At 55.0% G+C, this 23,085-nt stretch carries 19 protein-coding genes; 13 read left to right on the top strand and 6 right to left on the bottom strand.

Translation table 11 applies throughout. The features are described from left to right. Window positions 1-17: 17 nt before the first annotated feature. From BLO51_RS04090 to eutC, 3 genes are read left to right on the top strand one after another with little or no spacing between them, the layout of a single operon-like run. Window positions 18-1,496: an ethanolamine ammonia-lyase reactivating factor EutA gene (locus BLO51_RS04090; protein WP_090667172.1), complete on the top strand. Its 1,479-nt coding sequence runs from the start codon at window positions 18-20 to the stop codon at window positions 1,494-1,496. Then, window positions 1,493-2,854 (top strand): ethanolamine ammonia-lyase subunit EutB, encoded by a 1,362-nt coding sequence (locus tag BLO51_RS04085; RefSeq protein WP_090667169.1) that lies wholly within the window; start codon window positions 1,493-1,495, stop codon window positions 2,852-2,854. Before BLO51_RS04090 ends, BLO51_RS04085 begins: the two co-directional genes overlap by 4 nt. A 36-nt stretch (window positions 2,855-2,890) precedes the next feature. Then, entirely contained in the window at window positions 2,891-3,877 is a 987-nt protein-coding gene (eutC, locus tag BLO51_RS04080) for an ethanolamine ammonia-lyase subunit EutC (protein ID WP_090667166.1), read from the top strand. 87 nt (window positions 3,878-3,964) lie between these two features. Here the strand turns inward: eutC and BLO51_RS04075 are convergent, their stop codons facing one another. After that, window positions 3,965-4,522, bottom strand: a complete 558-nt coding sequence (locus tag BLO51_RS04075) for a PadR family transcriptional regulator (RefSeq protein ID WP_090667163.1) — start codon at window positions 4,520-4,522, stop codon at window positions 3,965-3,967. A 422-nt stretch (window positions 4,523-4,944) separates the two neighbouring features. Between BLO51_RS04075 and BLO51_RS04070 the strand changes: the two genes are divergently transcribed. Beyond that, window positions 4,945-6,120 carry a hypothetical protein gene (locus tag BLO51_RS04070; RefSeq protein WP_090667160.1) on the top strand — a complete coding sequence of 392 codons (1,176 nt, stop codon included), beginning with the start codon at window positions 4,945-4,947 and terminating at the stop codon, window positions 6,118-6,120. Between the two features lie 343 nt (window positions 6,121-6,463). Next, window positions 6,464-6,889, top strand: a complete 426-nt coding sequence (locus BLO51_RS04065) for a universal stress protein (protein WP_090667157.1) — start codon at window positions 6,464-6,466, stop codon at window positions 6,887-6,889. Between the two features lie 181 nt (window positions 6,890-7,070). Here BLO51_RS04065 and cysK read toward each other — a convergent pair whose 3' ends face one another. Together cysK and BLO51_RS04055 are read right to left on the bottom strand one after the other, a co-directional pair. Then, window positions 7,071-8,009: a cysteine synthase A gene (cysK, locus tag BLO51_RS04060; RefSeq protein ID WP_090667154.1), complete on the bottom strand. Its 939-nt coding sequence runs from the start codon at window positions 8,007-8,009 to the stop codon at window positions 7,071-7,073. A 337-nt stretch (window positions 8,010-8,346) separates the two neighbouring features. Next, window positions 8,347-10,089, bottom strand: a complete 1,743-nt coding sequence (locus BLO51_RS04055) for a sigma-54 interaction domain-containing protein (RefSeq protein WP_090667151.1) — start codon at window positions 10,087-10,089, stop codon at window positions 8,347-8,349. A gap of 549 nt (window positions 10,090-10,638) precedes the next feature. Here BLO51_RS04055 and BLO51_RS04050 point away from each other — a divergent pair. The 7 genes from BLO51_RS04050 (at window position 10,639) to pruA (ending at window position 18,058) form a co-directional block, all read left to right on the top strand. Next, window positions 10,639-11,805, top strand: coding sequence for a branched-chain amino acid ABC transporter substrate-binding protein (locus BLO51_RS04050; RefSeq protein WP_090667147.1), 1,167 nt, complete (start codon window positions 10,639-10,641; stop codon window positions 11,803-11,805). A gap of 72 nt (window positions 11,806-11,877) precedes the next feature. Continuing rightward, window positions 11,878-12,792: a branched-chain amino acid ABC transporter permease gene (locus tag BLO51_RS04045; protein WP_090667144.1), complete on the top strand. Its 915-nt coding sequence runs from the start codon at window positions 11,878-11,880 to the stop codon at window positions 12,790-12,792. Between the two features lie 3 nt (window positions 12,793-12,795). After that, window positions 12,796-13,800: a branched-chain amino acid ABC transporter permease gene (locus BLO51_RS04040; RefSeq protein WP_090667140.1), complete on the top strand. Its 1,005-nt coding sequence runs from the start codon at window positions 12,796-12,798 to the stop codon at window positions 13,798-13,800. A gap of 19 nt (window positions 13,801-13,819) precedes the next feature. Beyond that, window positions 13,820-14,599, top strand: coding sequence for an ABC transporter ATP-binding protein (locus tag BLO51_RS04035; RefSeq protein WP_090667137.1), 780 nt, complete (start codon window positions 13,820-13,822; stop codon window positions 14,597-14,599). Further along, window positions 14,596-15,318, top strand: coding sequence for an ABC transporter ATP-binding protein (locus BLO51_RS04030; RefSeq protein WP_090667134.1), 723 nt, complete (start codon window positions 14,596-14,598; stop codon window positions 15,316-15,318). The genes BLO51_RS04035 and BLO51_RS04030 overlap by 4 nt, the downstream gene beginning before the upstream one ends. A gap of 225 nt (window positions 15,319-15,543) precedes the next feature. Next, on the top strand, window positions 15,544-16,458 hold the full coding sequence (locus tag BLO51_RS04025) for a proline dehydrogenase family protein (protein ID WP_090667131.1): 915 nt from the start codon (window positions 15,544-15,546) through the stop codon (window positions 16,456-16,458). Window positions 16,459-16,489: 31 nt separating this feature from the next. Beyond that, complete coding sequence (gene pruA, locus BLO51_RS04020) at window positions 16,490-18,058, top strand: L-glutamate gamma-semialdehyde dehydrogenase (protein ID WP_090667128.1); 1,569 nt, start codon at window positions 16,490-16,492, stop codon at window positions 18,056-18,058. A 152-nt stretch (window positions 18,059-18,210) separates the two neighbouring features. On the opposite strand, the gene BLO51_RS04015 is transcribed toward pruA, so the two are convergent. Both BLO51_RS04015 and BLO51_RS04010 read right to left on the bottom strand, forming a co-directional pair. Continuing rightward, window positions 18,211-19,425, bottom strand: a complete 1,215-nt coding sequence (locus tag BLO51_RS04015; protein ID WP_090667125.1) for an MFS transporter — start codon at window positions 19,423-19,425, stop codon at window positions 18,211-18,213. A 137-nt stretch (window positions 19,426-19,562) separates the two neighbouring features. Further along, window positions 19,563-20,435 carry a LysR family transcriptional regulator gene (locus BLO51_RS04010; protein WP_090667119.1) on the bottom strand — a complete coding sequence of 291 codons (873 nt, stop codon included), beginning with the start codon at window positions 20,433-20,435 and terminating at the stop codon, window positions 19,563-19,565. A gap of 210 nt (window positions 20,436-20,645) precedes the next feature. On the opposite strand from BLO51_RS04010, the gene BLO51_RS04005 reads away from it, so the two are divergent. Beyond that, on the top strand, window positions 20,646-22,016 hold the full coding sequence (locus BLO51_RS04005; protein WP_245719521.1) for a glycosyl hydrolase family 18 protein: 1,371 nt from the start codon (window positions 20,646-20,648) through the stop codon (window positions 22,014-22,016). 87 nt (window positions 22,017-22,103) lie between these two features. Here BLO51_RS04005 and BLO51_RS04000 read toward each other — a convergent pair whose 3' ends face one another. Continuing rightward, window positions 22,104-22,922, bottom strand: a complete 819-nt coding sequence (locus BLO51_RS04000; RefSeq protein WP_090667116.1) for a glycerophosphodiester phosphodiesterase — start codon at window positions 22,920-22,922, stop codon at window positions 22,104-22,106. Window positions 22,923-23,085 lie beyond the last annotated feature (163 nt).

Below are 23,085 nucleotides of genomic sequence, written 5' to 3'. Positions count from 1 at the left end.
GAGCGGTGAGCGGACGCATGGAGCCACAATGGATTACCAGCGTAGGCATCGATATCGGCACGAGCACGACCAAAATGATCGTCAGCCGTCTGAAGCTGGTGCGGACGTCAGGCGCGCTCAGTCTTCCCCGCTTTGACATCGCACAGCGGGAATTGATCTACGCGAGCCCGATCCACAGCACGCCGCTGCTCGGCGAAGACGAGGTAGACGCGGATCGGATCTGGGCCATTTTGACCGAGGAATACGAGCGGGCAGGTGTCCGGCCGGAAGAGTTGAAATCGGGCGCGGTGATCATCACCGGCGAGACGGCGACGAAATCGAACGCGCGCCGGATCGTGCACCTGTTGGCCGAGCGGTCCGGGGATTTTGTCGTCGCGACGGCCGGGGCCGATCTCGAAGGGCTGCTTGCCGGCAAAGGCGCCGGAGCGGACCGACGCTCGCTGGAGGTGCGCGGCGCCGTCGCCAATATTGATATCGGCGGAGGGACGGCCAATGCGGCCGTGTTTTACCGGGGAAAAGCGGTCGGCACGGTGACGTATCATATCGGCGGACGCCTGATCGAGCTGAACGCCGGGGGAACGGTGACGAGCGTTTCGCCATCGATCCGCCCGTGGCTGGCGGCTGCCGGATACCGGCTGGAGCCGGGGCATACCGTCAGCTATGCGCTGCTTGAGGACCTGTGCCGGGCAATGAGCCTCGCCATGCTCGACGATTTGGCGGGCATGACGGCTCCCGAAGAGCGCGATGCGGTTCGCAAGCTGACGCTCGGCGCTCCGCTGTCGCAGGTGCCGCCGATTGAAGAATGGACGGTATCCGGCGGCATCGGGCGGCTGATGGAAGAAGCGAAGCCGCAGAGCTTGGCCGAAGCCGCCAAGCACGGCGATATCGGACCGCTGCTGGCGCATACGCTTAAAGCATGCGCCGCGCGATACCCGATCCGGTTGGCGGCGCCCGATCAAACCGTCCGGGCGACGGTCATCGGAGCGGGCATGCAGAGCACGGAAATCAGCGGAGCTACCGTCCATTTGGACCCTTCGCTGCTGCCGATCCGCAACCTCCCGGTGAGCAAGCTGGAGCTGACGCTTTCGCTGCTCGAACAGCCGGCCTCGCTTGCCGCGGCCGTCGGGCAGACGATGCAGAGCGGCGCAGCCTTGTTCGAGCGGGACGCTTCGCCGCCGTTCGCGCTGGCTTTGGCCGGGCTCGAGCATTGCGGCTACGCTTCGCTCCAGCGATTGGCCGACCAGTTGACCGCAAGCTTCACGGACTATTTTCCGGACAGCCGGGTGATGGTCGTTGTTTGCGATACCGACATCGCCAAGGCGCTCGGCCAATCGCTCGAAAAACGGTTAAAGGAACGGACGAAGATCGTGTGCATCGATCAGATCAAGGTCGAGCATGGCGACTACATCGATTTAGGGGAACCGATTGCGGGCATTATGATTCCCGTGGTCGTCAAGACGCTGGCGTTTCACGGCAGAGAGGGGGACCGACGTTGAAGCTGAAAACCGCTTTACTCGGCAAAACATTTCAATTTCGCGATTTAAAAGACGTGATGGCCAAGGCTAACGAAGAAAAATCCGGAGATCAGCTTGCCGGTATTGCGGCCGAGGATGCCAAGGAACGGATGGCGGCCAAGATGGTGCTGTCCGAGCTGACGCTGGCGGACATTCGCAACCATCCGCTGCTGCCGCCGGAAACCGATGAAGTGTCACGGATCATCGAGGAAGGCGTCAACGAGAAAATCTTTATGGAAATCCGCAACTGGACCGTAGCCGAGCTGCGCGAAACGCTGCTGCGGCACGAGACGGGCAACTCCGAAATACGCCGCATCAGCCGGGGGCTTACCAGCGAAATGGTGGCGGCCGCCGCCAAGCTGATGAGCAACCTCGATTTGATGCAGGCGGCGTCCAAGATGGAAGTGACAACCCACTGCAACATTACGATCGGGCAGAAGGGCGTTCTCGCCGGCCGGGCCCAGCCGAATCACCCGACGGATAACATCCAAGGCATGAAAGCGTCTTTGTTCGAAGCGCTAAGCTACGGAATCGGGGATGCCGTTCTTGGCATCAATCCCGTCATCGATTCGGCGGACAGTGTGAAGGAGCTATTGAACGCGACCAAAGAAGTGATGACCAAGTGGCAAATTCCGACCCAAAACTGTGTGCTCGCACATGTGAAAACGCAGATCCGGGCGATCCGGCAGGGCGCTCCCGCCGACATGATGTTCCAAAGCCTGGCGGGCACCGAAGCGGGCAACAAAGCGTTCGGTATCGACGTGGCGCTGCTCGACGAGGCAGACGACCTGATCCGGCGCGACGGAACGGGAACCGGTCCGAATCTGTGGTACTTCGAGACGGGGCAAGGCTCCGAACTGTCCGCCGAGGCGCATTACGGCATCGACCAGGTGACGCTCGAATCGCGGTGCTACGCACTTGCCAAGAAATATAACCCTTTTATGGTCAACACGGTTGTCGGCTTCATCGGACCGGAATATTTGTACGATTCGAAGCAGGTCATCCGCGCCGGACTGGAAGACCATTTCATGGGCAAGCTGCAGCAGCTGCCGATGGGCGTGGACGTCTGCTACACGAACCATATGAAAGCGGATCAGAACGATATGGAAAATTTGTCCGTGCTGCTGACCGCCGCCGGCGTCAACTTCGTCATCGGCGTGGCTATGGCGGACGACTGCATGCTGAATTACCAGTCCACGAGCTTTCATGATATCGCCACGCTGCGGGAAATGATGGGGCGGCGCCCCGCGCCGGAATTCGAACGCTGGCTGGTCAAGATGGGCATTATGGAAAACGGACGCCTGACCCCGCTGGCCGGGGACCCGACACTGTTTATGTAACCATTCGTACAGCGCTGCGAGAGGAGGAGAGAAGCGATGACCATTTCATTAGACCGACTTGTCGACCAAGTGATGGCGGAGCTGGAGAAGAAGCTTGGAGCGGGCACGGTCGGCCTGCCAGGCGAAAAAGATGCGCTGGCTTATAAAGGCACATCGGACGCCGTCGATTCAAGGCAGACGAAGGAAGACATGGGCTCAAGCACGGTTAGTGGAAGCAAGGAGCATGCTCGCCAATCTCCTGCGATGGACAACGGTTCCCTCGCGGAGGAACCGGGCGCCCTTGGCTTCGGCGATGCGGCGGCGTATAATGTCCCGAACCCCAAGTGGGCTGAGGGCATGAACGAACTGCTGGCCAACACGCCCGCGCGGATTGGCGTATGGCGGGCGGGAACGCGGCCGCTGACCCGGGAAATGCTCAAATTCCGCTGCGATCACGCCGCTGCCGTCGATTCCATTTACGGCGAGGTCAATCAAGCGGTGCTGGACGAATTCGGCATGTTTACCGTGGAGACGCGCTACGGGAACATCGAAAATTATTTGAAGCGCCCGGACATGGGCCGTATCGTGACGGACGAGGGCGTAGAGCTTATCCGCAAAAAGTGCGTCATGAAGCCGCAGGTGCAGGTGGTCGTCTCGGACGGCTTGAGCGCCAACGCGGTCGATGCCAATTTGCACGACGTCTATCCGTCCTTGCTGGATTCGCTCGAGGCTTACGGCTTGAAAACCGGCACCCCGTTTTTCGTGCGCGGCGGGCGCGTTGCCGTCATGGACCAGATCGGCGAGCTGCTGCAGCCGGAGGTGCTCGTTCTCTTGATCGGCGAGCGGCCCGGACTCGTGTCGTCGAAATCGATGAGCGCCTATATGTGCTTCCGGCCCCGGCAGGGAACGGTGGAAAGCGATCGCACCGTCGTCTCCAACATTCACCGCGGCGGCACGCCTCCGGTCGAAGCGGGCGCGCATATCGGCACGATCCTGAAGAAAATGATTGAACAGCAGGCAAGCGGAGTCCGCTTAGAAATCTAACAAATCCGGCGTCCCGTATCTGCCGCAGATGAAAAATAAAAAGCGATTCGGCATCGCAGCCGTTCCTTTTCAATCATTTCGACAGGTTCAGAACAGCAAGCCTTGCTCGACTTTGCCGACCATGCCTTCGATCCACCGCAGTTCGGCTTCCAGCCGCGCCGAGAAGAGCCGCAAATTTTCGCTTAAATAATGCGGAGAATTGGCGGGAAAAAGGTTGAATTCGGCGGTGGCTTTAAAGCTCTCGATATCGGCGCGGAGCAGGTTAATTCGATGACGGAAGGCACCGAGCAGATGATCCTTCGAAATGCGGTTCATGAACATCAGCGCGATATGGAACGAATCGCACTCCGGCTTGTATTCCCATATGGCCTTGTCCAGCAGCCGCTCGAATTCCTGCCTTCCCTTCTCGGTTACTTGGTAAGCGATTCGGGCAGGTCCTTTTTTATTTTCGATGGTTTTCTCGGAGGAGGCCGTTTCCGCAAGCCCTTCGGAAGCCATTTTATTCAGCGCAAAATAGATGGACCCGTAAGCGATGTTCGCCCACTTGCCGGCATGCCAAATTTCTAACTCCTTGCGCACATCGTATCCGTGAATCGGTTGACGTTTAAGCAGAACGCCCAAAATAAGCAGACGGGTTGACGACATGATTCGTGTCCTCCGTTAACAAAATAAAAAAGACATCAATGCGCCAGGCGCCGAAACGGAGTAAGCTTCGAGGGCAGGGCGCAATTATGTCTCTCCAATGGATTGGTAGATAATTCATAATTTCGATGTAAAAAGTTGGAATACGATTCATATGTATCATATCTGTGCTTGTTTTGGTTGTCAATGCCAAATTTGCTGTGTAAACCTTACGCGGCAAAGGCGGAAAAGAAAGCAGCGGCGTTTTTCAAGTGCAGCTTAAATGGTTTAAGAGCAACCGGGTCATTCTGGCGACGCATGTTGTGCCGCACGGGAGCTGCCGCACGCTTTTACGACGATTGAGATCGGCTGAGTTTGCAAAAAAACTTGAGTCTGCGCCCGTTTCCCAGTATATTGGGGATATCCATATTTCACGGGGGGAGAACATGAGTCGAAACGACGAACTTACCGGGTATGGCCGCCATCATCTCCAGATGGAATCGTACGGAGCGGCCGCCTTTTGCTTTTATCGGGCTACAAAAGAAAACGAATTCAACGGAAACGCGTGGAACGGATTGATTCTTTCGCTGAGTCTGATGCGCCGGGAGGAAGAGATCCGCACGGCGCTCGCCCGCTTCGCCCTGCAGCCGGGACTGGATTTCGACCGCGACCTGCTGACCTTCGTCTTCATGATGTGGCAGCAAAATCCGCGCGCTTTGGCCGAATGGCTTCGCCGCGTCGTGCAGTTCAACGGCATCCCCGAAAAGGACAAGCTGGCGTTCACGGAAATTGCGGAGGACGCCGAACAGGCTTACGTGGATCTGGTCGCGAAATACGGTGCGGAATCGTTGCACAGTGGCGGCATGCTGACGCTTGAAGAGTATGCGGTGCGTCCAATTCAGTTGGACTGGCTGCTGGAAGCGCCGGTCGATACGATTTACGAGCAGCTGCAGTGGTGGCTTGAGGATAAGGATTCGGCGCTCGCTGCGGTGCGCCTGCTTTGCATGCTGCCCGACACGCGAAGCGAAAAGCTCCTGCGCCGCGTCTGCCGGAACGTCGCCATCGAGCCGAAGGTGCGGACGCACGCGCTTCTGGCGCTCCGCTGGCTCGGCGTCCGAGGCAACGCGCGGCTGTACAAGTTCAACGAGTCGTTCGTTATTGACTTGGACAACCCGAAGCCGGAGCTGACCATTTCCGTTCCGGCCGTTTACAAGCCTGCGCTGGACCGCGTGAAGCTGTGGGCGGCCAAAGAGAAGGGGCTCGTGACGTCCGAAGTGTACGAGCGGTACGCTTCGACGGACGAGGTCCAACTGCCGCCCGAGATCGTCGAAAAGATGGAAGAAGCGGAGGTTCCGCCGCTTCTGCAGGAAGTGTCGCATGCGCTCATACGCGCGGCCCACGACGAATACTACCCGCTGGTGCCGACGATCAGCGGCACGAGTCAATGGAGCGCCGCCCTGCTCATGCTGATGAAGGATTATGCCGTCGGCATCGGGGAAGGGTGGCCGTACGGCGAGCCGGAGCAGGACGAAACGGCGAAGCAGCACCGCAACTGGCTGTTGAGCGCGAGCCCGGATTTTTATCCGAGCATCGAGGAAGTGCGCAAATTGAAAGAAAGCTGATCCTCGCGAATGTGTCCGTCGCTTATGAAGGCGGGATGGCAGCTTCTCATGCAGCATATTCCATGTGGGAAGGCGGGGCAGGGAACTAACCGACGGGCGCAAAATACTAATCGCTACAGACCTGACCGCCCGTATGGATTAACGCATTCGTGTCCCGCTATTTTTTGAATCGTTTCAATGGCAAAACGCCAGCCGATATGACGGTTGGCGTTTTTGGTTTGTGTTGGCGAATGGAAGAACGCCGGACGGTCAACGCGCGTCGGGCAAGCTTTCGTTTATTTGTCCGTCAGGTGTGCTATACTTGTTATATTGCCTGCTATCGATTTCCGAAAGGATGGTTACCATGTTTACAAGTATATTGGTTGCTTACGACGGTTCTGAGTTGTCCCAAAGAGCCTTGACTAAAGCGAAAGAGCTGGCGGGAGAGTCGAACGCCAAGCTTGAGGTCGTACATGTTCTGCATCATCCCGTTGTCGTCATCGGCGAAGCGGTCGTATCTCCTCCGCGAAGCTACGTGGCTGAGTACATACAGCAAGCCCAATCACTCATCGACCAAGCGGACCGGGAAATCGCCGGGCTTCCGAACGCGAAAGCCAGCTTGCTGCAAGGTCAACCCGCGGACTCTGTTTTGGATTATGCAGGGGAGATCGGGGCGGATCTCATCGTGATCGGAAGCCGAGGTTTGTCCGGCCTCAACGAGTGGGTGCTTGGAAGCGTGAGCCATCATGTCGTGCAGCATGCCCAGATTCCCGTCCTTGTCATTAAATAGGGGCAAAACGCGTTCATGACCGGCAGTTGTGAGAAATAAAGCTTTTGATAGACCGGGACAATAGGAGTACACATTCTTCATATTTAATTTATCGGAAATCTACCGGATCGCCGGAGACCGGAGCCTGAGATGAAGGCTGCCAGGTCTCTTTTTTATTCCGGGGTACAGCGCCGCCGCGCAGTTATTCATCCTGATACAGGTCGGTCGACAAGTACCGCTCGCCCGAATCCGGCAGCAGCACGACGATCGTTTTTCCCTCATTCTCGGGCCGGATCGCCAGCTCCGTAGCGGCAAAGGCTGCGGCGCCCGACGACATGCCGACCAGCAGTCCTTCCTGCTGCCCCAGCAGCCTGGAAGTCCGGTAAGCATCGTCCGTGCGCACTTTGACGATCTCGTCGATGACGGACCGGTCGAATACTTCGGGTACGAAGCCCGCGCCCAGCCCCTGGATCTGGTTAGGCCCGGGCTTGCCGCCGGACAGTACGGGCGAATCGTGCGGCTCCACCGCAACGATGCGTACGGCCGGATTGTGGCGCTTCAGCACTTCGCCGACGCCCGTCACCGTTCCGCCGGTCCCGACGCCTGCGACAAAAATATCGACTTTGCCGTCCGTGTCCGCCCATATTTCCTCTGCCGTCGTCTTCCGGTGGATCGCCGGATTGGCCGGGTTATTAAACTGCTGGGGGATGAACGAATGCGGGGTTTCCGCCGCCAGCTCGTCCGCTTTGCGGATCGCGCCCGGCATCCCTTCGCCGCCCGGCGTCAGCACGACCTTTGCGCCGAGCGCCTTCAGCAGATTGATCCGTTCCCGGCTCATCGTATCCGGCATGGTCAGGATCAGCTTATAGCCCCGGGCGGCCGCTACGGAAGCGAGGGCGATGCCGGTATTACCGCTTGTCGACTCGATGATGACGGATTCCTGCGGACGAATAAGTCCCCGCTCCTCTGCGTCGATGATCATGGCGTAGCCGATCCGGTCTTTGACGCTCCCGGCCGGGTTGAAAAATTCCAGCTTGGCCAGCAAGGTCGCTTTTAGTTCTTGTTTTTTATGATAATTGGACAATTCCAGCAAAGGGGTATTTCCGATCAGATCCGTTAAGTTTTTCGCGATACGGCTCATCTGTATTCCTCCATTCATTCCGATTAACCCTATTCTTTTAATTACAATATATCATGATACTGCAACAACGCTCGCGAGGTCAAACGACGCCCGGACGGCAAGGCTGCTGCAGGGGGAGCTGAACGAAGCGGGGGCGCTCGGCTGTGAGTCCGGTACCTGTCAATGGGCATGCATGTCCGGCGATTTTGAAGTCGCGATTGAAGAAGGCGCTACATGGCTCGGGCTTCGGCTCTGTCCTGTGCAAGCAGGAAGGTCAAGCCCGACGCAAAAGCGGCAACCCCGTAAGGCGGCATCGTCATGCCCTCGGAGTTGCCGCTATTATTTTCTGCCGGCCGGGTTATCCCAAATGAAGCTCCTTCATTTTGTTGTACAGGGTTCCCCGGGAAATGCCTAACAGCTTGGCTGCGGCGCTCTTGTTGCCGAGCGTCTTCGCCAATGCGTCTACGATTAACGATTTTTCCTCTTCCTCGGTATTCCTCGTTTTTAATATTCTCAAATGCTGGTCGGGCTGCTCCGCGTTGGGCTTGTCCAGCTGCGGCTGCTCCTTTTGCAAATGCGGAGGGAGATTGGTCATCGTAATGCGTTCGTTTTCGCTGAGAATCAGGCATCGTTCGATGACGCTCATCAGCTCGTTGATATTCCCCGGCCAATCGTAATTGGAGAATGCCAGCATAACTTCGGGATCAAGCTGCGGAACCGGCTTTTGATATTGCAGCGCAAATTGCCTGACGAACGTTTGAACCAGCGAAGGGATGTCTTCCTTTCGCTCGCGAAGCGCAGGCAGCGCGATGGAAATGACGTTCAGCGCGTAATATAAATCGGACCGGAACAGCTGCTTTTCGACCATCTTCTGCAAATCCTGATCAGTCGCCGCGATAATGCGGACGTGCACCGGAATCGGCGAAGTCCCGCCTGTCCGGACAACCGTTTGCGTCTGAATATATTGCGACAGCTTTGCTTGAATGTCGGGCGGCAGCCGGTCGATCTCGTTCAGGAACAGCGTACCTAGATCGGCCAATTCCAATTTTCCGGCGCTGCCGGTCGGGTTGCCCGAGAATGCGCCTCCCTGAAAGCCGAAAAGCTCCGTTTCCAGCAATCCGGCCGGAATGGAACCGCAATGCAGCGTCATGAACGGCTTGTCGGCCCGCGGGCTGGCTTGATGGATCACTTGGGCGAGCTGTTCCTTACCCACCCCGGCTTCCCCAATGACCAGCAAAGGATTTTCAGCCCCGGCCACTTTTCGCGCCAGCCGGATCGCATTGCCGATGAGCTCGCCTTTGCCCTTGATGAAGGAAAAGGGGTCCTCTTGGCTCGCTTGTTCGTCGAAGCGCGCCATATGGGTCGAAGAAAGCTCATCGTTCAGGCGGACTAGTTGGGTGATGTCTTGCTCCGTGGCAATCCCGCCGATAATTTGGCCCTTATAATCCACAACGGGAGAAGCGTTAACGAGCACGTGATTGCCGGGACGCGGGCGGTGATACGTATTGCGGATCATCCGGCCTTCATCCAGCATCCGGAGCACCATAAGCGCTTCCGGCTGGAAATGCTCGCCGATGCGTCTGCCCAATATATCTTTCTTCGCGATGCCGTACGTCTCTTCGGCGACGGTATTCCAGCAGATTACCGTGCCGGTTTGGTCGACGACCGTGACCGCATCGGTTACCGTTTCGGCCAGCGTGAAGAAGTAGGAGGCAAGCCGCTGCTGTTCTTTATAAACGAAGGTCAGCAGCTCGGCCATATAGCTGTAGCCGACCACCGTTCCGTCCGCTTCCCGAAAGACGACAGGCCGCTGGGTCGCGGCAGGCAGCCCCATGAAGCTTTGATAGTTCCCGGCGGATGCCTCCGAATAAGGGAGTACGGGAGATAATAGATTCAGGCTGCCGGGCAATTCGTCAACCGTTTTATCGTGCCCGTACTCGAAAAGCCAAAGATCCCCGGTAGTAAACAAGTAAGCGCCGTTATCCTTCAGGATGCAGACAGCGGTGTCCTGACGCAGGCGTGTCGAAATTTCGCCGATTGTCGAATGAAGAGGAAGCATATGCAGTTGTCGATGAATAGGTAATTGTTCAGCATTGAACATAGGCGGCCTCGCATAGGTTTTATAATTAAATTAACATGAAAGAGAACGGGTTACAACTGAATGCAAGCGGTCTTTTGGATTATTTCCCGTATAAAACATGTTCATTTTTGAACATAAAAACAAATAATACAAAGTTTTTTCATCAATAGTATGTACAAAATAATGAATAGTATGTATAATTGGTGCGGTAAAGATGAAAAAAATGAAAATTAAGACAAATAAAGTAATATGAAAGCGATTTTGTAGAATGGTGCCGTCTCATAGAAGAATCTCTGCAAACTTTAACTACATGCCATTCATCCGTTTCGAAACTTCATTGCGAAAATCCACTATACTCCATCGGTTGAACCAACCTTCTCTCCGACACCACGCTGCTCATCAAGCCATTCATGCTTTGTTGCCCATACTTGATGTACCCATTTGCTTTAATCTTGCGCTGCTTTGCTGTGTGATGGTAGCGGAAGCTTGCTGAGAATCCCATACAGAAGGTTTTGAAAAGATTGCTTTATCGCTTCATACAAAATAAAGTCTCGGGAGGTCGTCTAAACGATGAAAAAGCAAACGTCAATTGGAATTGGGGCCGTTATTTTAGGAATGTTATCGCTTACAGCATGCGGAGGAAATCCCGACGGAACGAAGCCTGCGACAGGTGCGGCAGAAGGGTTGGCCTCGGGCAAGGAAATTAAAATCGGAATGATGTTCCCGTTAAGCGGCAACGAGGCCAAAATGGGCCAGGACATGAAGCAGGCGGCAGAACTGTCGGCCGACGAGATCAACGCCGAGGGCGGAATTAACGGCAGCAAAATAAAGCTTGTCGCTCAAGACGACGCTTGCGATCCGCAGACCGCTACGGCTGCCGCCAACAAGCTCGTATCCGAAGGCGTAACCGCCGTCGTCGGCGGCTATTGCTCCGGTGCGGTGATCCCGGCCACCGGCGTGTTCCATCAAAACGGCATCCCGATGGTCGTTACGGCCGCCGACTCGCAAAAAATCGCCGATCAGAAATTTCCGGAAATCTTCATGATCAACGGCACGGGGCTGCATCAGGCGCAGGTGGCGACGAAGCATATGGTCAATAAGAGCGAAGCGAAAAAAGTTGCGATTATTCACGACAACTCCGCTTTCGCCAAAGACTTGGCGGAAGTGACGAAGAAGCAGGTGGAGAGCGCCGGTTCGAAAGTCGTCGTATTTGACGCCGTGAACCCGGACGAAACGGACTTCTCCTCGCTGGTGTCCAAGCTGAAGCAAGCGAAGCCGGACGCGACGTACTGGACGGCGTACTATAAGGGTGGAGGCCTGTTCATTAAGCAGTTCAAGCAGCAAGGCGTTTCCGGCATCATTGGAGTCGGCGACGGAGCGAACGACAAGATGCTGATCGACATTGCCGGTAAAGATGCGGCAGAAGGTACGTTCATCACCGGCAGCCCGGCGGCGGAATTCCTGCCGGAGGCGAAGAAATTCATCGATGATTATAAAGCCAAGTTCTCCCAGGAGCCGGGTCCGTACTCCGCTCTGCAATACGATGGAATCAAGGTGATGGCCAATGCCATCAAGCGCGCAGGCTCCACCGACAAGAAGGCGATTACCGAAGTTTTGGCCAAATCCGATTTGAAAACGCTCACCGGACAAGTTTCCTTCACCCCGCAGGGCACGTTGAAGAAGTCCAATTTCGTTGTACTGCAAGTCAAAGAAGGCAATTTCGCTCCTTCGAAGTAAGATCGAACGTTGAAGCTCAAACGCGCGACATGCGAGGATCGTGCCGCGTATTTTTCAAAAAGGAGCGGTCCGATGGAATTTCATCTTACCACCGACATTTTTGTGCAGCAGTTGATTAACGCTTTGATCGTAGGTTCCTTTTATGCCTTGATCGCGCTTGGTTATTCGATGGTATACGGCATCATTAAACTGCTCAATTTTGCGCATGGCGATCTGTTCATGGTCGGCGCTTTCGTCGGCTACACGGTATTGGCCAAGCTGACCGGTACGGGAGAAAGCTTGCTGGGGTTGGGATTGGCTTTTCTCATCGCGATGGTCGTCACCGGATTTTTAGGGATGGGAATCGAACGGATTGCCTACAGGCCGCTGCTGAAGGCTCCCCGTTTATCGATATTGATTACCGCGGTAGGCATGTCACTGGTGCTTGAAAATACGATTATGGCGGCTTATGGCGCCAAGCCGTATATTATGCCCGTAACGCTGCCGACGGCTGGGTTCTCGCTGCTCGGCGCCAAAATCACGTATGCCCAGATCGGAATCATCGCCGTCTCGGCACTCCTTATGGTCGCTTTGCAGCTGTTCGTCCACCGGACGATTTACGGCAAGGCGATGCGAGCGATTGCGATCGATCCGACGGCCAGCAGTCTGGTTGGCATCAACGTGACGAAAGTGATTTCGTTGACGTTCTTCGTCGGCTCTTTCTTGGCCGCTGCCGCCGGCATGATGAATGCGAGCTATTACGGCAGCCTTACGTTTACGATGGGCTTTATTTTTGGCATGAAGGCCTTTACGGCCGCCGTCATCGGCGGAATCGGCAGCATTCGCGGGGCAATGCTCGGCGGCTTGACGTTGGGCGTGCTGGAGACGATCGGCACGTACCAATTTGGCGGCGAATGGAAGGATGTTTTTGCGTTCTTCATTCTCATCGCTCTGCTGGTTGTCAAACCGACGGGCATTTTAGGCCAAAAAGCGACGGAGAGGATGTAGCGTATGGAAAATGCGACGAAGCAAACCGTTGTTTTAAATCGCCCCAAAATCAATGCCAAATCGTCGGCGCTCGCGGCGCTGATGGTGCTGGCCGCATTTTTCCCTTTCTTCGCCGGGCCTTATTGGCTGGACGTCGGCTTTCTCGCCGTGTTCTATATCGTTCTGGGGCTCGGACTGAATGTCGTTGTCGGCTACGCTGGGCTGCTAGACCTCGGGTATTCCGCATTTTTCGCGGTCGGCGCTTACACGACGGGCATTTTCATGACGCAGTTTCAAATGAATTTTTTCCTGGCCCTTGCGCTTAGCGGAATATTCGCCGCCGTGGCCGGCCTCATTATCGGGGCGCCGACCCTCCGGCTACGCAGCGACTATCTGGCGATCGTCACGCTGGGCTTCGGTGAAATTGTCAAAATATCGGCCAAAAATCTCGAATTTACCGGCGGAGCCTCCGGGATTTACGGCATCCTAAGCCCATTTCCTGCTCCGACGACTTTCCTGGGCGTTACGATCAACAACCTGACGTACTGCTATTGGGCGATACTGATTTTGGCGGTCGTTGCGATCGTGGCTTCCAAGCGGCTCGGGCAATCGAGAATCGGGCGTTCCTGGGCGTACATCCGGGAGGATGAGGACGCGGCGGAAGCGATGGGCATTAACCGGGTGCGCAGCAAGCTGGCCGCTTATTCGGTGGGAGCCTTTTTCGGCGGACTGGCCGGCGCGGTGTTTGCGGTCAAAATGACGGCAATCGCGCCCGAAAGCTTCAACTTTATGCAGTCGGTCATGATTTTGCTGGCCGTGGTCTTGGGCGGTCTGGGCCGGATTTCCGGCGTCGTGATCGGCGCGATTATCGTCATCGTTCTTCCCGAGTCGCTTCGGGATCTGAATAAGCTCATTCATTTGGATGTCGATATCGAACGTTACCGTTTCCTTGTCTTTGGCGTCGCGCTGGTGATCCTGATGATTTTCCGCCCGCAAGGACTCGTTCCCGAGAGCCGGGGTAAAGAATAAGCAATCCGAGGTGAGCGAAATGGCGAATATGCGAATTTCCAATCTGCATCTCCAATTCGGCGGATTGACGGCCGTGAACAATCTGAGCTTCGACATTCCGGACAATGCCGTGATGAGCGTCATCGGGCCGAACGGAGCCGGGAAAACGTCTTTGTTCAATATGATTACGGGCTTTTACCGGCCGACACGCGGCGAAATTTTATTCCACGGCGTGAATATCGTCGGGAAGAAGCCGAGCCGAATTACATCGATGGGCATGGCCCGCACGTTCCAGAACCTGCGCGTATTTCCGAACCTGACCGTGCTGGAGAACGTGATGGCCGGTATGCACTCCAGAACGAAGCAAGGGCTGGTGGGAGCGCTGCTGCGCACGCCTGGTCATCGCAAGGAAGAAGCCTGGATTCGGCAGGTGGCCGAGGAGTGCATCCGTTTTGTCGGGATTGAAGCGTACACCGACAGGCTGGCCAAGAACCTGCCTTACGGGGCCCAGCGCTATCTGGAAATTGCGCGCGCCTTGGCGATTCAGCCGAAAATCCTTTTTCTGGACGAGCCGGCAGCGGGCTTCAACTTCAGCGAAAAGCGGGATTTGATCGGTCTGATCGGACGAATCCGCGAAGCTTACCGCATTCCCGTCGTCTTGATCGAGCACGATATGGGGCTGATCAACAAAGTCTCCGATCACATGATGGTGCTGAATTACGGGCAAAAGCTGGCGGAAGGCACGCCGCAGGACGTGCTGAACGATCCCCGGGTGATTGAAGCCTATCTGGGCAAGGAAGAGGAGGATGAGGCGGTATGAGCATCATTCTCGACGTGAAGCGCATGGAAACCTTTTACGGCAAAATCCAGGCGGTCCGCGGTGTCGATTTTACGGTGCAGCAGGGGGAAATCGTCGCGCTGCTTGGGGCCAACGGCGCGGGCAAAAGCACGATTCTGAAAACGATATCCGGGCTGATTCGTCCGGCTCGAGGCAGCATCGCATTTATGGGCGAAGACGTGACGAAAAAAGAGCCTCATGCGATCGTGCAAATGGGCGTCGTACACGTGCCGGAGGGGCGGAGGGTGTTCGGAGGCCTCACGGTGACGGAGAACCTGGAGCTCGGATTTTTCATCAAGAAGAGGGACAGGGCGAAGCTGACGCAAAATCTGGACATGGTCTTTCAAATGTTCCCCCGGCTGGCCGAGCGCCGCAAGCAAATGGCGGGAACGCTAAGCGGCGGGGAGCAGCAGATGCTGGCCATCGGCCGGGCTCTCATGTCGGAGCCTAAGCTGCTGATGCTGGACGAGCCTTCCATGGGGCTTGCCCCGATCGTCGTCATCGACATTATGAAGATCATCAAACAGATCAACCAACGGGGGGGCACGACGATTTTACTGGTCGAGCAGAACGCGAAGGCGGCGCTCAAATTGGCGCATCGCGGCTACGTGCTGGAAACGGGCTCCATTACGATGGAAGACAGCGCCGCTAACCTGCTTGCGGACGACAACGTGGTCAAGGCTTACCTTGGGGTTCATTGATGGCTCGTTCTTTTTCCGTCCATGCTGTACAGCCTGTTTGTTTTTATCATTGCCGCATTGCTGTTGATTGTGTTTAATGTGTTCAAAAATGGACAAGTTAATCAAAATAAACAAAATTATTGTTAAATATATGTACAAATTCGTCTTTTAATTGTATAATTTTAATACGGATAACGTTTTCATTAGACAACAATGCATGATTCTAGAAGGAGGATTCGGTATTCCATGGAAGTGCTCATGCGGAATATGTTTCAAGCGATAGGAAAAAACCGCTCCGCGAATCAATTGGCAAAACGGTACGGATTACGCTTCGGCGCGGCCCGCTTCGTCGCAGGCGAAACGATCGCGCAGTCGATTGAAGTGGTTCGCAAGCTGAATCAGTCCGGCCGGGTCGTCACGTTGGACCATTTGGGCGAATTTATTTCCACCGAGGCCGAGGCCATGGAATCAACCGAAATGTGCCTGCGAACGTTGGACGCGATCGCGGAATCGGGCGTTCAATCCAATCTTTCCCTGAAGATGACTTCGCTTGGGCTGGATATCGACAAAGAGCTGTGCATGAGCAACATGCGCAGGATTTTGGACAAAGCCCGGGAATACGGCAATTTCGTGCGGATCGATATGGAGGATTACGCCCATTGTCAAGTGTCGCTTGATATTTACCGCGAGCTTCGTCAGACCTATGATAATGTCGGCATCGTCATTCAGGCGTACTTGTTCCGCACGGAGCAGGATATACAGGATTTGAACGAGCTTCAAGCGAATTTGCGTTTGGTGAAGGGGGCCTACAAGGAGTCTCCGAAGGTGGCCTTCCCGGAAAAGAAAGATGTCGACGAGAATTACAAGAAGATCATCAAAATGCACCTGCTGAACGGAAACTATACGGCGGTTGCGAGCCATGACGAGAACATGATCTCGTTTACGAAGCAGCTTGTCAAAGAGCACGGCATTCCGAACGACCGCTTCGAGTTTCAGATGCTTTACGGGATTTGCGAGGAATTGCAAAACCGGCTGGTCAGCGAAGGCTACAAGGTGCGCGTCTACGTTCCGTACGGGATCGATTGGTTCGGTTACTTCATGCGGCGGTTGGCGGAGCGTCCTGCGAATGTCTGGTTTGTGCTAAAAAATATGTTTAAATAATTCATTCCGATCATGGAGAGGGGACTAATCGATGAATACGTTGACAAATGTTACGCCTTTTGTAAATGAGCCTTTTACGGATTTCAGCAAGGAAGAGAACAAGAAGGCGATGGAAGCCGCGATCGCCAAGGTCAAGGCCGAGCTTGGTCGGGTTTACCCGCTGCATATCGGCAGTAAAAAAGTGATGACCGAAGCGCAAATCGTATCGATTAACCCGGGAGACAAGGATGAAGTGATTGGACGCGTCAGCAAAGCGGACCAGGCTTTGGCCGAAGAAGCGATGCAGGTGGCTTTGCAGGCGTTCGAATCGTGGAAACGAGTTCCGGCTGCGGAGCGCGCGGACTATTTGTTTAAAGCGGCGGAGCTGATGCGTCAGCGCAAACATGAGTTTTCCGCGCTGATGATTCTGGAATCCGGCAAAAATTACGCTGAGGCCGATGCCGATACCGCGGAAGCGATCGACTTCATCGAGTTTTATGCCCGGGAAATGCTGCGTCTGAGCCGTACTAACGAAACCCAGCCTTTGACGAAAATCGCGGGCGAGACGAACAACCTGACGTACATTCCGCTTGGCGTCGGCGTCGTGATTCCTCCGTGGAACTTCCCGCTGGCGATTTGCGTAGGTATGACGACGGCTGCCGTCGTATCCGGCAACACCGTTCTGCTCAAGCCTGCGTCCACGACGCCTGTCATCGCCCATAAATTCGTGGCGTTGATGGAAGAAGTGGGACTGCCTGCCGGCGTCATTAACTATATTCCGGGCAGCGGCGCGGAAGTCGGCGATTACTTGACGACGCATCCGAAAACGCGCTTCGTCAGCTTCACCGGCTCCAAGGAAATCGGGCTGCGCATCAACCGCTTGGCGGGGGAGACGGCTTTGGGGCAAATCTGGATCAAGCGCATCGTTGCGGAAATGGGCGGAAAAGACGGGATTGTCGTCGACGAAACGGCCGATCTTCAAGCGGCGGCCCAAGCGATTGTCGCTTCGGCCTTCGGCTTCCAAGGCCAGAAATGCTCGGCCGGCTCGCGCGCGTTTATCGTCGAGTCCGTGTACGACGAAGTGGTCGAGAAGGTCGCCGAATTGACGAAAGCCCTGCAAGTCGGGCTGCCGGAAACCAACGCCCCGGTAGGACCTGTTATCGATCAAGGCTCCTACGACAAAATTTTGAATTACATCGAAATCGGCAAGACGGAAGGCAAACTGCTTGCCGGCGGCGGCAAGGCGGAAGGCAACGGCTATTATATCGAGCCGACGGTATTTGCTGACGTGGACGGCAAAGCGCGAATCATGCAAGAGGAGATTTTCGGTCCGGTGCTCGCCATCGGCAAAGCGAAGGACTGGAAAGAAGCGATTGCGCTGTATAACGATACCGAATTCGGCTTGACAGGCGCATTCTTCTCCTCGGACGAAGAGCGGATCGAGGAAGCGCTGGAAACGATGCACTGCGGCAACCTGTACATTAACCGCAAGTGTACCGGCGCTTTGGTCGGTGTACATCCGTTCGGCGGGTTCAACATGTCCGGCACGGATTCCAAAGCGGGCGGCTACGATTACTTGCTGCTGTTTACGCAAGCCAAATTAACCTCCCGGAAAAACTGATCTCCTGCCGACGAACGTAAAAGCGCAGAAGCCTATCGCATTGCAAGGCAAAACGAAGCCCGGTACCGATTAAGGTGCCGGGCTTTTTACTAGTGGACGCGGCCATCGCGCCTTACGTACAATCATAAATGACATACCCTTTTTCTTTCTTACTAGGAGATAACCTTTGACGCGTCTTTGTGTTGACGGATTCCCCAGAGCGTGAACAAAATGCCAACCACCGTCACCAGAGCGGCGGTGTATGGAACGGCGCGAAGTCCTCCGCCAAGCTGCATGTCGATCACCACGCCCCCCAGATAAGCGCCCAAGGCATTGCCGAGGTTAAAGGCTGCGATGTTCAGCGTAGAAGCCAAAGTGGGCGCTTCCTTAGCCGTATTCAGCATATGAAGCTGCAGCCCCGGTACGCTCCCGAATGAGGCTATGCCTAAAATAAACAGGGTGATTAACGTCAGGATCTTATGATGATCCGTCAGCCCGAACAGGGTGAGAACAGCTGCGAGCAGAACCAGAATCCCCATGAGCGAGGGCAGCAGCTTCCGGTCCGCCAGTTTTCCTCCGTAAATATTGCCTATCGTAATCCCGAGGCCGAACAAGACAAGAATGTACGATACCGAACCCGGCGAGAACCCGGTGATGTCCACCAAAATTGGTGTGATGTAGGTGAAGGCCGTAAAAACGCCTCCGAACCCAAATACCGTCATCAGCAGCGCAACATGAACCGTGGGTCGGCGCAGCACGCCGAGCTCTTGCTTCAAGCTCGATTGGGCGGCTTTCACCTTGGGCACCAGCAGGATGACGCCAAGCAGTGCCACGAAGCCGATCGCGGTAATGGCCCAGAACGTCGAGCGCCATCCATAGGCTTGGCCCAGGAACGTCCCGATGGGGACACCCAGGATGTTCGCCAAGGTCAACCCGGTAAACATGATGGCGATAGCGCCGGCGCGCTTTTCCTTCGGAACCAGGTCGGCCGCGACGACGGAGCCGACACCGAAAAAGGAGCCGTGCGTCAACGCAGCCACAATGCGGGCCACCATCAAAACCGTGTAATCCGGCGCGAGCGCGGCGAGCGCGTTCCCGGCGATAAAGATCGCCATGAGCAGGAGCAAAAGCGTTTTACGCTGCATCTTGTGCGTAGCCATCGTGATGAACGGAGCGCCCAGGGCGACTCCCAGAGCGTAGCCGGTAATGAGCAGGCCGGCTGCCGGAATGGAGACTTGAAGATCCGCCGCTACTTCCGGAAGCAATCCCATGATGACGAATTCCGTCATCCCGATGGCAAACGCGCCTACCGTTAGGGCGTATAAAGCCAAGGTTGAGCCTTTGTTCAATGCCGCTATCGATTGATTCTCTACACTATGCGATCCCAAGAAAGTCCCTCCTGACAAGTAAGGAAGGCGATTTATTCGTTATCAGCCTTCCTCCCGGTTGAAATCGATAGTCTAGATTTTAAATCGAGATCACACATAAAACAAATTATGAAATAACGATTCATTCATAAATTTATTTATAATTCGTTTTCGTGGATAAGCTTCATCAGCTCGTGAATTTCGGGCAGATGCTTATGCTTCATTTTATAGGCGAAAAAGATTTCGTTTTTTACGGACAAATCCCCGTAGATCACTTTGGTCCGCTCGCTCATCGATTTTTCCAGCAGGTAGGTAGGCATCATGCTTAAACCTTCGCCGATCTCGATAGCTTTTAAAATGATATGTAAATTAGGAATGACATGGACAGGCTTAATAAGCGGGCGTTTTTTAAAGTGCTCTCTCCAAAACCTTCGTATAATCGGCAGCTCCAAGCCGTAGCTGATCCAATTTTGGGCGGCGAGCCACTGTTCTCTTCGCTTCAGACTATCCGTTTCAAGCACTTCCAGCCGGACAGGGGCTATCACGACAAACTGTTCGTCGTACAGCTTCACATACTCAATTCCCGGGGTCACAACCTTTTTGGATGTAATGAGGATATCTACTTTATCTTCCTTTAGCAGCTCCAGCAACTGATCGGCCGTTCCGAACTGGTTAATGGTGCAGGTGCTTAGCTTAGGAAGCCGGGGAATAACTTCTTCAAGATAAAATTCATGCGCCGACCCGATTCGGATCGTTCGAAGACTCGGCAGGGAAGCGGATTTGAATCCCATCGTCGTTTCCTCCAGCGATTCGATCAGAGGCGCCAGCTGCGAGTACAGCTGTTTTCCTCTTTCCGTCGGGATGATTTTTCTTGAAGTTCTTATAAATAAGGGTTCCCCAACCTCCGCTTCCAGGGAAGCTAAATGCTGGCTCATGGCCGGCTGCGTCATGATGCGGGATTTGGCGGCTTCCGACACCGAGTTATGCTTGTAAATCGCAATAAAGCTTCGATACCATTCAAAATCGACCATGTTATCAGTTCCACCTTACTTTCATCGGATCTCTATACATTGTGTGAAGTCCCGCTATCATTTTAACCAATATTACGGAAAGGCGCGCTAGAAAAATATTTTCCGGATAGCCGGCAGCTGCAGGCAGACAAAAAAATTCCCCGTACCGATCGTATTGTGTCCCTCTGCTGAATACGAATAGTAGTAACATGCTTCGCAAAGGAGAAGACCATGATTACTTATGTTGTTCAACGGGGGGATTCCCTCTATTCGATTGCGCAAAAGTACGGGACGACGTACCAAGCGATCATGATTTTGAACGGATTGACGTCAACGGCTTTGCAGGTCGGACAAAGGCTCCGTATTCCTGTCTATACGGAGGCCATTGTTAATGCGAACACGGCGAACATCCGCAAGTATCCGGGAACGACATCGCCTCTCATCGACCAGATGGACCGGGGAGCCAGACTGCCGGTGACGGGAATCGAAGGCGACTGGGTGCAGGTGCGGCTGTACGACGGAAGAATAGGTTGGGTGCTCCGGGACCTTGTCCGGGTCGTTCCTCACGGCGGGGAACGCCCGGTGCAGCAGGTGCTGGGCTTTTACACGGAGAAGGAAGGTCCGACGCTCCCCAGCTCGCATCAGGTGTTCGTGGAGCATACCGCGCAGCTGTCCGCTGTGGGCATGTTTCATTTCCGCATCAACCGGGCCAATCCGACGGAAATTGAGAAATTTCCGGCAACGTTCACCGACGCCTACATGCGGCAGGTCGTGGATCACGGGCATCGCCACAATGTAAAAATGCTGCCGACGATACATAATTTGTTGTACGAAAGAGGGCATCAGGAGGTCAACAAGGAAGTCATCCGCGGGATGCTGGCTACACCGGATACGCGCAAGGCGTTCATCACGAACGTGATCGCGCTGATTCAGCGTTACAACTTCGACGGGGTCAACATCGACTTCGAGGATGTTCGTTTCGAGGACCGGGAGCGTCTTTCGGCCTTTTACCGGGAGCTCGGCAGCGCTTTGCGGGATCACGGCTATTTTTATTCGGTCGATACGCCGTCGCGCACCTCGGACGAACCGACGAACCCGTTCTCGGCGCCGTTCAACTATTCCGTACTGGGCCAGGTGGTCGACGAGCTTGTGGTCATGCTGTACAACGAGCATGGCTGGCCGGGAAGCGGCCCGGGGCCGGTCGTCTCGATCGGCTGGATGGAAAGCGTGGTCAAATACGCGCTGACCAAAATGCCCGCCTCCAAAATTACGGCCGCCGTGTCGGTGTTCGGCTTCGATTTCAACTTAACGACGGGACGCAACACGTATGCGACCTATTCCATGGCGATGAATTTAGCCAAAAAATATAATAAAGAAGTCATCTTCGACGAGAAAACGCAGACGCCGATGTTTGCATATACAGATGAATCCGGCAACAAGCACGAGGTTTGGTTTGAAAATGCGGCCAGCATCCGGTCGAAAATGCAGCTTGCCGATCGTCTGGGCATTCGAGGCATCGCTTTGTGGAGACTCGGTATGGAAGATCCCGGCATCTGGACCATGATGGAAAACGAATTCGTCATTCGCAAGAGCGCGACATAGACACGTTGGAAGCCCATAAACAAAACAAACCCGCCTTCGGGTCCGTGCGGACTGCGGCAAGGCGGGTTTTGCTGTTCTTCAGGGAAGTCAGGACTTGGCGCGGCGCTGGCGGAGAAGCTCGACCAACTGTGCGGGCTCATTCGTAATGATGCTGTCGACGCCGAGCTTCAGCATGCGGTTCATCGTCTTCTTGTCGTTGACGGTCCAGACGAACACTAGCTTGCGATGCTGCGCGGCGAGACGCATAAACTCTTTGTCGACCAAAGGATAAGCGGCGCTGAGCACTTCGTAGTTACGGTCCGTAAACAGCGCTTCGCGCTTTGCGGATTTCTGCCCTACGATCAAGCCGGTTCGAATGCTTGCATTGAGCTGCTTTACTTTGCGCAAAAGCGCCGGATCGAACGACGTTACCGTACAGTCCGCCGTAAATTTGCGGCGCTCGATAATGTTGACTGTTTCCTCGGCCAGCCGTTTTTGATGACCGTTATTTTTAAGCTCGATGTTGAGCTTGATTTTGCCTTGGGCGATCTCGATGATTTCTTCCAATGTCGGGACGCGTTCTTGGCGAAATTGCGGGTGAAACCAATCGCCGGCGCTCGCTTGGCGCAGCTCGCCGTACGGGATTTCCCACATGGGCTTGTTGATTCCCGCCGTCCGTTTGGCGCTATCGTCGTGCATCAGCACGATCACCCCGTCGGCCGTCTCCTGAACGTCAAGCTCGGCATAGTCCGCGCCGTCCTTGATCGCTTGGCGAATCGAGCTCGCCGTATTCTCGGGTGCGGCATGCGAGCTGCCGCGGTGCGCGGTAACGAGGCCGCTATTATCTGCGCGCGTAGCAGGCGTCGAGCCTGTGGCGGCAAAGTTGACGGCAAATACAACGGCAAGCACCAGCATGAATTTTTGCATAAAGCAGCCTCCTGATGAAATAAAGTGCACGGGACGGCACGAAGCTCCAAATCGGCATCGTACAGCGTCCTCTATATAGACGATCCGGGTTCGACAAATTCCTCATATCCGGGCAAAAAAAGATTAGCATATTTCGGTTAGATAAAAATTAGCTTGTCCCGTC

Origin of the sequence: Paenibacillus tianmuensis, from assembly GCF_900100345.1 — a bacterium.
Taxonomy (GTDB): domain Bacteria; phylum Bacillota; class Bacilli; order Paenibacillales; family NBRC-103111; genus Paenibacillus_G; species Paenibacillus_G tianmuensis.
Note: the sequence above shows the minus strand (reverse complement) of the source record. Positions and strands in the feature narration are given on the sequence as shown.

Coding starts and splice junctions, on each gene's coding strand:
- BLO51_RS04065 (WP_090667157.1), top strand. CDS start 6,464: ATGTTTACAAGTATATTGGTTGCTTACGACGGTTCTGAGTTGTCCCAA.
- BLO51_RS04010 (WP_090667119.1), bottom strand. CDS start 20,435: ATGGTCGATTTTGAATGGTATCGAAGCTTTATTGCGATTTACAAGCAT.
- BLO51_RS04045 (WP_090667144.1), top strand. CDS start 11,878: ATGGAATTTCATCTTACCACCGACATTTTTGTGCAGCAGTTGATTAAC.
- BLO51_RS04050 (WP_090667147.1), top strand. CDS start 10,639: ATGAAAAAGCAAACGTCAATTGGAATTGGGGCCGTTATTTTAGGAATG.
- BLO51_RS04030 (WP_090667134.1), top strand. CDS start 14,596: ATGAGCATCATTCTCGACGTGAAGCGCATGGAAACCTTTTACGGCAAA.
- BLO51_RS04055 (WP_090667151.1), bottom strand. CDS start 10,089: ATGTTCAATGCTGAACAATTACCTATTCATCGACAACTGCATATGCTT.
- BLO51_RS04070 (WP_090667160.1), top strand. CDS start 4,945: ATGAGTCGAAACGACGAACTTACCGGGTATGGCCGCCATCATCTCCAG.
- pruA (WP_090667128.1), top strand. CDS start 16,490: ATGAATACGTTGACAAATGTTACGCCTTTTGTAAATGAGCCTTTTACG.
- eutC (WP_090667166.1), top strand. CDS start 2,891: ATGACCATTTCATTAGACCGACTTGTCGACCAAGTGATGGCGGAGCTG.
- BLO51_RS04000 (WP_090667116.1), bottom strand. CDS start 22,922: ATGCAAAAATTCATGCTGGTGCTTGCCGTTGTATTTGCCGTCAACTTT.
- cysK (WP_090667154.1), bottom strand. CDS start 8,009: ATGAGCCGTATCGCGAAAAACTTAACGGATCTGATCGGAAATACCCCT.
- BLO51_RS04005 (WP_245719521.1), top strand. CDS start 20,646: ATGATTACTTATGTTGTTCAACGGGGGGATTCCCTCTATTCGATTGCG.
- BLO51_RS04035 (WP_090667137.1), top strand. CDS start 13,820: ATGGCGAATATGCGAATTTCCAATCTGCATCTCCAATTCGGCGGATTG.
- BLO51_RS04075 (WP_090667163.1), bottom strand. CDS start 4,522: ATGTCGTCAACCCGTCTGCTTATTTTGGGCGTTCTGCTTAAACGTCAA.
- BLO51_RS04040 (WP_090667140.1), top strand. CDS start 12,796: ATGGAAAATGCGACGAAGCAAACCGTTGTTTTAAATCGCCCCAAAATC.
- BLO51_RS04090 (WP_090667172.1), top strand. CDS start 18: ATGGAGCCACAATGGATTACCAGCGTAGGCATCGATATCGGCACGAGC.
- BLO51_RS04025 (WP_090667131.1), top strand. CDS start 15,544: ATGGAAGTGCTCATGCGGAATATGTTTCAAGCGATAGGAAAAAACCGC.